Here is a 12739-nt window from a genome sequence, read left to right as displayed (position 1 = left end):
GGATTGAGGGACTGCCATCACGCGCAGGCGGCGCCCGCCGCGGCGGGCGCCGCCTGGCGCGCTACGAGCCGGACTTGCCTTGTTTCCTGGCCTGTTCCTCGAAGTGCTTCTCGATGGCCTTGTCCACGGCTTCCTGCACCTGGTCGACGCTGAAGCTCGCCGGCCGCTGGCTGGGCGGATACTCGACGAAGGTCTGCAGGAACTCCGACGCCTTGGCCGAGCCGATGAACGCCAGATAGGCGTTCTTGGACAGCCAGTCGTTGTACTGGTCGGAGACGATGTCGGCGCGTTCGTACGGGTCCATGCGCAGGTTGAACACCTTCGGCACGCGCAGGCACACGAACGGGTCGCTCCAGACCGCGAAGCCGCCCGGCGCGCGCTGTTCGCAGAACACGATCTTCCAGTTCTCGAACCGCATGGCCACCAGCAGGCCATCGTCGTTGAAGTAGTAGAAGTCGTCGCGCGCGCTCTTGTCCGACTTGCCGGTCAGGTAGTCGAGCTGGTTGTAGCCGTCCAGGTGGACCTTGTAGTTCTTCTGCCCGCCACCGGGCGTCCAGCCCTTGAGCAGGCGGTCCTTCACGTCGGTGTCGCCCACCGCCGCGAGCAGGGTCGGGAACCAGTCCAGGCCCGACACGATGCCGTTCTTGACGGTGCCCGGCTCGATCTTGCCCGGCCATCGCACCATGGCTGGCACCCGGAACGCGCCTTCCCAGTTCGAGTCTTTCTCGTTGCGGAACGGCGTGGTGGCGGCATCGGGCCAGCTGAACTGGTTCGGCCCGTTGTCGGTGGTGTAGACCACGATGGTGTTGTCGGCGATGCCCAGGTCGTCGAGCTTCTTGAGCAGCTTGCCCACGTCCTGGTCATGCTCCCACATGCCATCGGCGTAGTCGTTGCCGGGCATGCCGCTCTTGCCCTTGTACTCGGGCCGGATGTGGGTGTAGATGTGCATGCGCGTGGTGTTCATCCACACGAAGAACGGCTTGTCGTCCTTGGCGTGCTTGTCGATGTAGTCCAGCGCCGCGCCCACGGTCTCGTCGTCGATCGTTTCCATGCGCTTGGTCGTGAGGGCGCCGGTGTCTTCGATCTTGCCGTCGGCCGAAGCCTTGATCACGCCGCGCGGCTTGTAGGCCGCGATGATGGGATCCTTGGGATTCTGCGGCCAGTAGGGGCGCTCCGGTTCCTCCTCGGCGTTCAGGTGGTAGAGGTTGCCGAAGAATTGGTCGAAGCCGTGCTTGGTCGGCAGGTACTCGTCGCGGTCGCCAAGGTGGTTCTTGCCGAATTGCGCGGTGTTGTAGCCATGCGACTTGAGCGCCTGGGCCATGGTGATGTCGCGATCCTGCAGGCCCACCGTGGCGCCCGGCACGCCGACCTTGGACAGGCCGGTGCGCCGTGGCGACTGACCCGTGATGAAGCTCGACCGTCCGGCCGTGCAGCTGTTCTCCGCGTAGTAGTCCGTGAAAATCGCGCCTTCCTTGGCGATGCGGTCGATGTTCGGCGTCGTGTAGCCGACCACGCCGCGCGTGTAGGCGCTGATGTTCGCCTGTCCGATGTCATCGCCGAAGATCACCAGGATGTTTGGTTTCTTCCCGGAGGCATCGCCCTGGGGCTTGGCCTGCCCCGTTGTCGCCTGCGCCTGCGCGCCGCCCATGGCCACCAGGCTGCTGGCGGCCAACAGCGCGGCTCCCCACCATCGTCTTGCCTTCATGACTGTTCTCCTTGCCCGCTCGGGGCGCGTTGATTCACCACAATCACTACTGGTCGAACGAATACACCTGCTTCCACTCCTGCTGCATGTCCACCACGGTCCACCCCTGGCGGCGAGCCTCGTCCAGCGCCTTGTCCAGGCGGCCGATCTTGGAATCCCGGTCGTAGGCCCACTCACGCCGGGCATCCGTGTGATGCACCAGCGCCGCCAGCCGCGGTCCGGGGCCGGCGGCGGTCCACTGCAGCATCTGCAGGTCGCCGTCCGAATTGCCGAAAGCCAGGATCGGCCGCTTGCCGATCTGGCGCTGGATCGACACGGGCTTGCCCGGGCCGTCATCGTTGAATTCCAGCTTGGCCGTGCGCCACAGGGTGGGCTTGCCGTCACGCACGTCGAAGGTCGTCACGAAGGTCGTGCCGATGACCTGTTCGGGCGGAATGCCATAGGCCTGCTGCGCCCAGGCGCGCATGAATTCGACCTCGCCGCCCGACACGATGTAGGTCTTGAAGCCGTTCGCCCTCAGGTAATCGAGCAGTTCGCGCATCGGCTTGTAGATCATGGCGGTGTAGGGCTGCTGGAAGCGCGGATGACGCGCCGTGCCGACCCAATGCCTGACACTGTCGGTGAAGGCCTCGGTCGTCATGTCGGCATGCGTGACGCCGACAATCTTGATCAGGCCCTCCGTGCCGCTGGCCGCGAGCGCCGCATGGTCGCCCGCCAGCGCCGCCTGATAGGGTTGCTCGCGCCGCCACTGCGGGTGGCTGGGCGCCATTTCCTTGACCCGGTCGAGCGAGAACAGCAGTTCGAAATACGCCGGTTGCTCGCTCCACAGCGTGCCGTCATTGTCGAACACCGCGATGCGGTCCGCCTCGGCCACGTAGCCCGCGCCGCCCGGCGTGGTCACGGTCCGCACGAAGTCCACGATGGCGCGGCGCGACGGCCCGTCGTTCCATGAAGGCAAGGTGGCTGCCGGGTCGGCGCGGTGGCCCGCGCAAGCCGACAACAGCCCGATCGCCATCACGCCACACAGCAGGCGCCAGCGGCGCCACACCTGCATTCCCCAGTCGCTCATGGGTTGCTCCTTGCGGGCCCGCGGCCCGTTGCCGATGCGCCGTCCTGGCGCGGATTCAGGTGGCGCGGCAAGGCATGCGGCGCCGGGTGCGCCGCCGCGGCGCGCCACGCCCGACGCCAGCCGCGCGACAGCGCCAGCCACTGCGCGCGCGGCGCCGCGCCCTGGCGCTGCGGGCCATAGGTGGCTTCGAGCAGCGCGTTGCCGGCGTCTCGCTGCGATGCCTGCGCGGCGCGCAGCGCGCCGCGCAGGTCCGGGCTGTGGGCGGCAAGGCCGAGCCAGCGGTAGAACGCGGTCAGGCCGGCGGACGCGTCGCCGGGCGCGCGCCGCCACTGCCGCCAGGCATAGCGCTCGCTCGCGCGGTAGCGCGCCCGCGCCGCGCGCAACCGGGCGCGCGCCGCCGTCGCCAGCCGCCGCAGCGGAAAGCGGGCCGACCAGGCAAGCAGCGCCAGTGCGATCACGGCGGCCGCGGCATGCAGCCAGGCGGCCGGAATCACCCAGCGCAGGCCCTGGCGCAGATGCGCCAGGTCATCGGCCAGCGAGAACGGCGGCGTGGCGGCGGGCGCGGCGCCGACCTGGAAGCTGCGTCCCGGCAGGCGGGCCTGCGCGCCGCCGGCGCCGCTCGCGTCCGGCGAGTTCCAGGACAGGGCGGGCAGGGCGGCTTCGCCGGCCGCCAGCGGCTCGTAGTCGCTGCGGTCGACGCGCTGCCCGCCCAGGAAGCCGCCGCGGCCGTCGGTCAGCGTCGTCACTTCCGGCTCATGCGGATAGCGCTTGAAGCCGGGCACGTCGCGCAGCGGGGCCGGGGGCAGCATCATCGGCTGCACCCCCATGGCGCGCTGCGTGACCGACCGCGTGATGCGCCCGCCCACGACGGCCGGATCGGGCGCCAGGCTGAATGCCTGGGATACCTCCGGCGTGGGCGCCGGTGCGGCTGCGCCGCCCGCCGTGGCCGGCGTGGCCGTCACCTCGAACGTGAGCGGCTGGCTGGCGCCCGCGGCGTCACGCTGGCCCGGACCGACCTTGGCGCTGACCCGCAACGGCGGCACCGTCACCGTGCCGGCCGCGGCGGGGCTGAGCAGGTAGGTGTAGCGCAAGCCGCTGTAGGCCACGCCGTCGATGGTTTCATGCAGGATCGCGCCTTCACCGGTGGCGGGCGTCACCATGACGCCCGGCAGGCTCAGCGCGGGCAGTTGCGGCGGCTGGGTGAACCAGGTCGATGTAAGCACGTCCAGTTGCAGCGGCACCGTGGCGCCCGGCGCGATCCGCGCCGCGTCCTGCACGGCGGCGCGCACGCGCAACGCCGGCGCGGCGTCCTGCGCCCGGGCGGGGACGCACGCCAGGGCCAGCGCCCACAGCAGGCCGGTGAGCATGGCGGTTTTCATGGCGTGGCCTCGCGCATGCTGTCTTCCACCGCGAACTTGCCGCGCAGGAACTGGGCCGGCGACAGCGTCAGGTTGCGCAGCCATACGTCTTCGGAAACGGCCTTGGGCGCCGCGGCCGTCTTCATCCTGGCGTCCTTGGCGGCGCGGTCCTGGCGGCTCTGGTCGGGCGGTTCGGCCTGGTCGCCCTGGTCTTCCTGCGTCATGGCGGCCAGCAGCCGGCGCAGGATGTCGCGATTGAAGATGGCGTCGGGCCACTCCGGGCGCAGGGCCAGCGCCTTGTCGTAGGCCGCCAGCGCGGCGTCGTATTGGCGCAGGCGGGTCTGGCAGTTGCCCACGTAGAAGTGGGCCTGCGGTGTGTCCAAGGCGGAGAATGCCGTCAGTGCCGCGGCATAGTCGCCAGCCTCATAGGCGGCGCGGCCCTTCCAGTACGGATCGGCGAAATGGGCCGCGGCAGCCGCATAGTCGCCGTGGTCGAATGCCCACCGGCCTTGCTGGTCCGGCGTGAGGAAGGCGTCCGCCCAGGCTCCCGCCTGGACCGGCTGCGGCGCGGTCCAGATGCCGGCCACCAGCAGGCAGGCCGACCACGACACGCGCCAGCCCCGCCGCAGCGCCATCAGCGCCAGCAAGGCCAGCGGCCAGCACAGCCAGTAGCCGGCGTCGCGCCAGTGCGGTTGCGCCGTGGCGGCGTCCTGGACCGCGCGGAAATGCTGTTGCGCATGCAGCCGGACCCAGTCCAGATCGTCGGCGCTGCGCGTCAGGCTGCCCAGGGGGGCGTGCGCGGCCTGCGCCAGGTCGCGCAGCGCGCCGGTGTCCAGGCCGTTGATACCCACGGCCATGACCAGTACCTGCAGGTCGGGCGCGGCGCGGGCGGCCTTGCCCACCGCGTCCAGGTTGGCGGGGTCGGCGCCATCGGTCAGCAGCAATACCGAACCCCCGGCGCGCTCGGCGCGCAGCACCTGGTTGGACAAGGCGATCGCGCCCGCGACGTCGCGGCCGCGCGCCGGCAGCAGATCGGTGGCCAGCGCCTGCGCGAACAGGTCGAGCAGGGCGGCATCGTCGGTCGGCGGCAGCACCAGATGGCTGGTGCCGGCATACACCACCAGGCCGGTCTTGGCGCCCTTGCGCTGGGCGGCGATGTCGCGCACGCTGCGTTTGACGGCTTCGAGCCGGCTGGGCGGCACGTCCGCCGTGTCCATCGAGGCGGACAGGTCCACCGCCAGCACCAGCGGCGCCACATTGTCCAGATAACCGGGCTCGTCGCGCTGCCAGGTGGGCCCGGCCGCGGCGACCGCGCCCAGGGCCAGCAGCGCCGCCAGCACGTCGATGGGGCGCGGTCCACGGCTGCCCGCCGATTGCAGCAGCAGATAGGGCAACAGCTGCGGCGCGATGCCGCTGTGCTGCGGCCGCGCGCGCAGGGCGCGCCACCCGGCCCACAGCAGCGCGGCGGGCACCAGGCCCAGCAGCCACAGGGGCCGCAGGAAATGGAAGGCGCTCAGGTCGAGGTCCATGCGCCGTCCTCTTTTTCCCGCGCCACCGGCTGCCCATCCCGCCGCCATGCCAGCAGCGCCGCGATCGCATGCCACAGCGCCAGCAGCAGCACCGCCAGGCCCACTGGCACCCAGAAGAAATCGCGCTTGGGCTGGTGGCTCAGCGTGTCGACCCGGCGCGGCGTGATCTGGTCCAGGGTCGCATACACCTGTTGCAGGCTCTCGCGGTCGTTGGCCTGGAAGAAGCGCCCGCCGGTGGCCTGCGCAATGTGTTCGAGCAGGCCGAAATCGACCTTGTCATCGCCGCGCGCTTGCGGGTCGCCCATGCCGATGGTGTGGATGCGGATGTGATGCTGCGCGGCCAGGGTGGCGGCGCGTTGCGGCGGCACCGCGCTGCCGGTGTCGTTGCCGTCGGTCAGCAGGATCAGCACCTTGTCGGGTTCGTCCACGGCATCCAGCATGCGGATGGCCAGGCCGATGGCGTCGCCGATGGCGGTATTGGGCCCGGCCATGCCAACCGCCGTGTGCCGCAGCAGCAGTTGCAGCGCCGCGTGGTCCAGCGTCAGCGGCGCCTGCGGATAGGCGGCCGTGCCGAATACGATCAGCCCCAGCCGGTCGTCGCCGCGCCGGGTGATGAAGTCCGCCACCACGGCCTGCACCGCGCTCCAGCGGCTGACCGGGCGCCCCTGCGCGTCGCGGAAATCCGTGCTGTCCATGGACTGCGAAATATCGAGCGCCAGCAGCACGTCGCGCACCGGCCGGCTGTGCGTGAGCGGCGGCTCCACCCATTGCGGCCGTGCCAGCGCCAGCACCAGCAGCAGCCAGACCGCCACCCCGAGCCACGCCTGGGCGCCGCCGCGCGACGCTTCGGGCCGGTGCGGCGAGCGGCCGGTGAGCGTGGCGATCTGCTCGAAGAACGGCATGCGCAGCGCCGAGCGGGCGGGTCGATAGGGCGGCAGCAGGCGCCAGGCGACCCAGGCCAGGGGCGCCAGCGCCAGCAGCCACGGATATTCAAGCCGCCACATGGTGCCGCTCCATCCAGACGCGCGTTTCGCGCAGCAACTGCCGCGTCTGCGCCGGCGCGAGGCCGCGCAGGCGATCGTCGGGCGCATAGGCGATGACCGCCAGCAGCCGCGCGCTGTCCGGCGCCAGCGCGACGCTGCCGGCCGCCAGCGCGCGCACCCAGGCGTCGCCGCTGAGCGCGCCGACGCCGCCGGTCTTCCCGCGGCCCCGTTGCGCCGCCAGGGCGGTGCGCTTGATCAGGCCGGGCAGGGCGCGCAGGGCGAGCGGATCGGCCTGCACGGCCCGATCGAGCCGGCCGAGTTCGGCCAGCGCCTCGCGCCGGTAGCGGTTGCGGCGGCGGTGGCGCAGCGCGGCAAACAAGCCGCCGCCCAGCAGCGCCAGCAGAATCACGCCCAATACCAGCCAGCCCCAGGTCTGCGGCCAGTAGGGCACCGCCGCCGGCAGCGGCAGCTCGCGCAGTTGATCGAGTCCGGGCGGCTCGGCGCTCATGCGCGGCCTCCCGGCGCCGGCATGCGCCCGAGTTCGCGGCGCAGTTGCATCAGCGCATCGTCGGCCGTGTCGATCGAGAGCAGCGGCACCTGGCTGCGGCGCAACAGGTCCGCCACCTCGCGCAGGCGGCCGCTGAAGAAGTCGGCCAGCGGCCGGCGCTCGCGCTCGCGGCCGATGGCCACTTCGATCTGCAATTCTCCCTGCGAGACCACCAGCCGGCCGCGCCGCGGCAGGTCCTGCGCCATGGGGTCGTACACCAGCATCGCCAGCACGTCGTTGTGCGCGGCCAGCAGCCGCAGCAGGCGCAGCGTCTGCGCATCGGCGCCGACGAAGTCGCTGATGACGCAGACCAGCCCATCGTGCGGCATCAGGGCCTGGGCGGCCCGCAGCGCCTGGTTGAGCGCGCCGTCGGCGTCCCGCGCGGCGCTGTCGGCCGAGAGCGCGCCGTTGACGCGCGCCACCGCGGCGAGCATCTCACGCACCCGGTCGCGGCTGCGCAGCGGAGCGATGGCGTGGCTGCCGTCATCGCCGAAGACAATGCCGCCGACGCGGTCGCCAGCGCGGTAGCCGGTCCAGGCCGCCAGGGCGGCCATCCGCGCGGCGACGGCGCACTTGAAGGCGCGCACGGAGCCGAAATACATGCTCATGCGCTGGTCCACCACGATCAGCGCGGGCCGGTCCCGTTCCTCGGTGTAGGTGCGCACGTAGGGCTTGCCGTAGCGTAGCGAGGCGCGCGCGTCCAGTTGCCGCAGGTCGTCGCCCGCGACATAGCGGCGCAGTTCGGAGAAATCCAGGCCGCGCCCGCGCAGGCGGGAGGCGTGCAGGCCGGCCAGCACACTGTGCGGTTTCTGGCGCGCGCCCAGCGAAAGCCCCTGGACGGCCGCCTCCAGCCCGACGAGTTCGGACAGGGGCGGATGCACGGGATGCGGGGGCACGCTCATGGATCTAGGCCGGCACGGCGACGGTATCGAGCAGGCGACCGATCACGGCCTCGGGCGTCAGCCCATCCGCCACGGCGTCGTACGAAAGGTGCAGGCGGTGGCGCAGCACCGGCAAGGCCACGGCGCGCACATCGTCGGGCGTGCTGAAGGCGGCGCCGCTCAGCCAGGCATGCGCGCGCGCGGCGCGATCCAGGGCGATGGCGCCGCGCGGACTGGCGCCGATCTGCAGCCAGCGCCCCAGGTCCGCGTCGTGGTCGGCCGGCCGGCGGGTGGCATTGACGAGGTCCACGATGTACTCGTCGACCGCGGGCGCGACCTGCACCGCCGCCACCTCATCGCGACAGGAGAACAGGGCTTCCTGAGACAAGGGCGCCGCCGCGCGCGTGCCGCCGGCCGCGGCCGGATGGCGCAACAGCGCCAGCATGGCGGCCTCGTCGGCGGCGGCCGGGTAGTCCAGCCGGATCTTCATCAGGAAGCGGTCCATCTGCGCTTCCGGCAAGGGATAGGTGCCTTCCTGCTCGATCGGGTTCTGGGTGGCCACCACCATGAACAGCGCCGGCATCGGGCGCGTGGTGCCGCCCACCGTGACCTGCCTTTCCTCCATGGCCTCCAGCAGCGCCGACTGCACCTTGGCCGGGGCGCGGTTGATTTCGTCGGCCAGGATGATGTTGCCGAACAGCGGTCCCTGCTGGAACTGGATGCGATGGCCGCCCGCGCCATCGGCTTGCAGCACGTCGGCGCCGGTGATGTCCGAAGGCAGCAGGTCCGGCGTGAACTGGATGCGGCTCATGCGCGCGTCCAGGTTGGAGGCCAGTGCCCGCACCGTGCGGGTCTTGGCCAGGCCCGGCAGGCTTTCCAGCAGGATATGGCCGTCGGCCAGCAGGCCGACCACGATCATCCGGACGACCGCGTCCTGGCCCAGCACCTGTTGGTTGATGGCGCTTTCGAGCGCGAGAATGGCATCGCGTTGACTCATGAAGACAAGCCCCTCCCCAAGTGGTGGCTTCATTCATGCGGGCGCACGCCGCGGACGGCGCGGCGGCGCGGCAGTTCGACTGCGTGTTATTTCAACGTTGCGCCAGGGCGTCCTGGCGGGCGCGCGCAACCTTCCATTGTTCCGGCGTCATCACCGTGCGAAAGCCCAGGTGCGACATGCCGTTCATGGGATCGTTGCCGCGCCTGGCGCTGGCGCGATAGCTGATGCAATAGGTGTCGCTGCACAGGAACGATCCGCCGCGCACCACCCGTTTGGGCGCATTCCGCGGCACGTTGCCGTCGTCCGGATCGAAGCTGTCTTTCGGCCCGGCAGGGTCCAGCGGCGGCCGGCGGTATTGCGATTGGGTCAGGAAGGCATCCGCGCGATACCAGTCCGCGGTCCACTGCCAGACGTTGCCCGCCATGTCGTAGAGGCCGTAGCCATTGGGCGGAAAGCTTGCCACCGGCGTGGTGCCGACCTGCACCTTTTCATCGGTCACCACCGGGAAGGGCTGGCGTTGCTGCGTATCCCAGATGTTGGCCATGGCCTGGCCGCGCGGGGCGAGTTCGTCGCCCCAGATATAGGTGGCCTGCTCCAGTCCGCCGCGCGCCGCGAATTCCCATTCGGCTTCGGTGGGGAGCCGTTTGCCTGCCCAGGCGGCGTAGGCCTGGGCGTCTTCGTAGGAGACCTGCACGACCGGATGGTCGTCCTTGCCTTCGATGCTGCTGGCGGGCCCCTGCGGGTGCCGCCAATTCGCGCCCGCCACGAAGCGCCACCAGCGGCTGTAGTCGCGCAGCGAGACTTCCTGTTCGGTGCCGGTGAAGACCATGGCGCCGGGCACCAGGGCGGCATCGATGGGGCGAGGCGTGCCGGGCGGCAATTGCACCGCCAGGTCTTCCCAGCGGGGTTTGCGTTCGGCGGTGGTGAGGTAGCCGGTGGCGTCGACGAAGCGGCGGAATTCGGCGTTGGTGACGTCGTGGGCGTCCATCCAGAAACCCGTCAGGCGCACCCGATGCGCGGGCCGCTCGTTCGGTTGCGACATGCGGTGGTCGTTGCCCATCAGGAATTCCCCGGCGGGAATCCAGGCCATGCCTTGCGGGCCGTTCTTGCCGTCGCCCATTCTGGCGACACCCTGCTGTGACGGGGCGGGGGTGGACGTGCTGGCGACGTAGCCGCCCAGCGCGGTGGCCGCGGCGATGATGGACGCGACTGTCAAACCGATCTTCAATTGCTGTTTCACGTGACCTCTCCGAATTGCTGCCAAGACGGACTGCCAAGCCCTTGCAGCCTGGCGGGACACCACAAACCTGCCTGATCGTACTGACTGAACCGATTATCGAATTAATGCGAATATTACATAAATGAGGATACAAAGCTAATACGACTGATCAGCGCCGGCATAGCGCATTATCGAAACAACATGTAATCAGGGCGGCTGTTGCGGCGCGGAATATCGCGAACATTAAAACGCGGTCGCCAGCAAGGCGTAATCCGGGCGCATGCCGCATGCGCGGGATATTCGCAAAAGTGTTGATATCGCCGTGCGGATCGGTTAATAACTGAAAACCCCGCCACGAGAAACCAGGGCGCGGCGCGGAAATAATGCGGATTATTCTCCGTGCGCGTTCGCCCTGGCCGCAGTTTGCAGGTTGTCATTGGCCGCTTTCCAGGGTGATCGATGAAACACGCTGCACCGCCTTCCCGAAGTCACGTGTCATTCATGGCGCGGCAAGGCGCGCGCATCGGCCCGCCGCCGCATCGACGAGCATTGCCGCCACGCTCCGCGACCGCGCCATCCGCCGGCCGCGGCAGGCACGAAACACATCCGGTTGGATTCAAGGCGCATGACTACGCACAGGTGACGGCATGGATTATTCCCTGATTCTGTTTTTCCTGGCGCTGGCGTTCTTCCTGCTGCTGTTGCTGGCCATGAATATCGGCAGGCGGCTCGGCCGGGGCGGCGACGAGAAGAGCCGCGCGGGATCGGCGGCCGTCGAGGCCTCGGTGTTCGCGCTGCTCGGGCTGTTGATCGCCTTCACCTTTTCCGGCGCGGCGCAGCGCATGGCGGAGCGCCGCAACCTTCTGGTGCTGGAGGTCAACGCCATCGGCACGGCCTGGCTGCGGATCGACCTGCTTGCCGCGCCCGCGCAACCCGCGCTGCGCGACGCGTTCCGCCGCTATGTCGACGAGCGCATCAACTACTACCGACATGTGGCCGACCTCGAGGCGCGCGAGGCGATCGCCGCCAAGGTGGCGGGCTTGCAGAAGCAGATCTGGCAGGGCTCGATCCAGGCCGCCAACGACAGCGTGCCGCCGTTTGCCGCGTCGTACATCAACGCGGTCAACGAGATGTTCGACGTCGCCACCACGCAATCGGTCGCGCAGAAGGTGCATCCGCCCATCATGGCCTACCTGTTCCTGGGGCTGCTGGCGCTGGTCAGCGCCGCACTCGTCGGCATGAACCTGGCCGTCGCCAATCGCTCGGGCTGGATGCACCAGGTGGTCTATGCGCTGGTCATGACCGCCGCCCTCTACATCATCATCGATTTCGAATTCCCGCGGATAGGCACCATCCGCATCGACCAGAGCGACGCGCTGCTGCTGTCGCAGCGGCAGGCCATGGTGGACCCATAGCGCGCGCCGACGCGCGCTGTCTCCCACGCATTTTCCTTCTCATGGCGAGGATCCGGATCATGGCGGCATCGAGGTTGCGGTGGTGGCGGTCGCAATGGTGGCTGGCGGGGCTGCTGGCCTGTGCCGCGCCGCCGTTGGCCGGCGCGCAGGGCCTGCGGCTGACGCACGATGATCTGCAAAAGCGCGCCAACGGCGTGCTGGCGCTGATGTCGTTTTCGATCGTGCCCGACATCACCACCAGTTCGCTGAAAATCGGCAGCGGCGGCGGTTCGACCGCGGGTTCCAACGACTTCTTCATGACCCAGCTGGGCGGGGGCGACACGATTTCCCAATCGGTGCCGATCTACCTGGAAGGCGTGCTGGCCGCGAGCCGCTACGATCCGACCTTCGTCGCCACGCAGGGCGCCGAAACCCGCCGGATCCCGACGCGCTGGAACAGCATTTCGGCGACCGGCGGGATCGGCTGGGATTTCAAGCTCGCCGACGAACTCAAGCTGCGCCCCATCTTCAACTTCGCGCTGGGCAATGTATCGAGCGACCTGCGCGCGGCCAGCTGGTACGTGGGCCGCCAGACCGGTCGCGATATCGATTTCCTGGACAAGGGATCGCTCAACGCCTATGGCCTGGGCGGGTCCCTGATGCTCGACTACGAGCACTATCGCCCGGGTTATGAAGTCGACGTGGAACTGCGCTATTCCGATATCCGCCTGCAAAGCTTCGACAGCTCGGCCGCCGTCAAGGGCCGCGCCACCGCGCAGTCGGCCAATCTGTGGGCCCGCTACCGCGCGCCCACCGGGCTCACCGCGCTGCAGCGGCCGGTGCGCTATGTGCTGGAACTGACTCATTCGGAATTCCTGGGCGACCAGCGCGGCATTCTGGGGTTCGACCGTCTGACCTCGCTGGGCGCCGGGCTGGAGTTGGACTCCAGCGCCTACGACGTCTTCATCACCCGCACCCGGTTGGTGGGCCGCTATGTGTTCGGCACCAATGTGCGCGGCTTTTCCGTGGGGCTGGCGGTCAGTTTTTGAAGTTGGCC

The 12739-nt window shown here is 69.5% G+C and carries 11 protein-coding genes; 2 read left to right on the top strand and 9 right to left on the bottom strand.

Annotated elements, in window-relative coordinates:
- Positions 1–61: 61 nt before the first annotated feature.
- The 9 genes from AT699_RS18205 to AT699_RS18165 all read right to left on the bottom strand — a co-directional run bounded on the left by AT699_RS18205 (position 62) and on the right by AT699_RS18165 (position 10309).
- Complete coding sequence (locus AT699_RS18205) at positions 62–1705, bottom strand: arylsulfatase (RefSeq protein WP_024069405.1); 1644 nt, start codon at positions 1703–1705, stop codon at positions 62–64.
- A 46-nt stretch (positions 1706–1751) separates the two neighbouring features.
- Complete coding sequence (locus tag AT699_RS18200) at positions 1752–2774, bottom strand: HAD family hydrolase (RefSeq protein WP_024069404.1); 1023 nt, start codon at positions 2772–2774, stop codon at positions 1752–1754.
- Positions 2771–4153 carry a BatD family protein gene (locus tag AT699_RS18195; protein WP_024069403.1) on the bottom strand — a complete coding sequence of 461 codons (1383 nt, stop codon included), beginning with the start codon at positions 4151–4153 and terminating at the stop codon, positions 2771–2773. Before AT699_RS18195 ends, AT699_RS18200 begins: the two co-directional genes overlap by 4 nt.
- A complete protein-coding gene (locus tag AT699_RS18190; RefSeq protein ID WP_024069402.1) occupies positions 4150–5661 on the bottom strand; it encodes a VWA domain-containing protein in 1512 nt (503 codons plus the stop codon). Before AT699_RS18190 ends, AT699_RS18195 begins: the two co-directional genes overlap by 4 nt.
- A complete protein-coding gene (locus AT699_RS18185; RefSeq protein ID WP_020928280.1) occupies positions 5646–6665 on the bottom strand; it encodes a vWA domain-containing protein in 1020 nt (339 codons plus the stop codon). The genes AT699_RS18190 and AT699_RS18185 overlap by 16 nt, the downstream gene beginning before the upstream one ends.
- Positions 6652–7152, bottom strand: a complete 501-nt coding sequence (locus AT699_RS18180; protein ID WP_020928279.1) for a DUF4381 domain-containing protein — start codon at positions 7150–7152, stop codon at positions 6652–6654. The genes AT699_RS18185 and AT699_RS18180 overlap by 14 nt, the downstream gene beginning before the upstream one ends.
- Positions 7149–8093, bottom strand: coding sequence for a DUF58 domain-containing protein (locus tag AT699_RS18175; RefSeq protein WP_024069401.1), 945 nt, complete (start codon positions 8091–8093; stop codon positions 7149–7151). The genes AT699_RS18180 and AT699_RS18175 overlap by 4 nt, the downstream gene beginning before the upstream one ends.
- A 4-nt stretch (positions 8094–8097) precedes the next feature.
- The gene (locus tag AT699_RS18170; protein WP_024069400.1) at positions 8098–9069 is read right to left on the bottom strand and encodes an AAA family ATPase; all 972 of its coding nucleotides are present in this window, start codon (positions 9067–9069) and stop codon (positions 8098–8100) included.
- 91 nt (positions 9070–9160) lie between these two features.
- Positions 9161–10309 carry a formylglycine-generating enzyme family protein gene (locus AT699_RS18165; protein WP_006386594.1) on the bottom strand — a complete coding sequence of 383 codons (1149 nt, stop codon included), beginning with the start codon at positions 10307–10309 and terminating at the stop codon, positions 9161–9163.
- 626 nt (positions 10310–10935) lie between these two features.
- Here AT699_RS18165 and AT699_RS18160 point away from each other — a divergent pair.
- Both AT699_RS18160 and AT699_RS18155 read left to right on the top strand, forming a co-directional pair.
- The gene (locus AT699_RS18160) at positions 10936–11703 is read left to right on the top strand and encodes a bestrophin-like domain (protein WP_006386593.1); all 768 of its coding nucleotides are present in this window, start codon (positions 10936–10938) and stop codon (positions 11701–11703) included.
- A 59-nt stretch (positions 11704–11762) separates the two neighbouring features.
- A complete protein-coding gene (locus tag AT699_RS18155; protein ID WP_006386592.1) occupies positions 11763–12731 on the top strand; it encodes a hypothetical protein in 969 nt (322 codons plus the stop codon).
- Positions 12732–12739 lie beyond the last annotated feature (8 nt).

This window comes from Achromobacter xylosoxidans (assembly GCF_001457475.1).
In the GTDB taxonomy this organism is placed as follows: domain Bacteria; phylum Pseudomonadota; class Gammaproteobacteria; order Burkholderiales; family Burkholderiaceae_B; genus Achromobacter; species Achromobacter xylosoxidans.
Note: the sequence above shows the minus strand (reverse complement) of the source record. Positions and strands in the feature narration are given on the sequence as shown.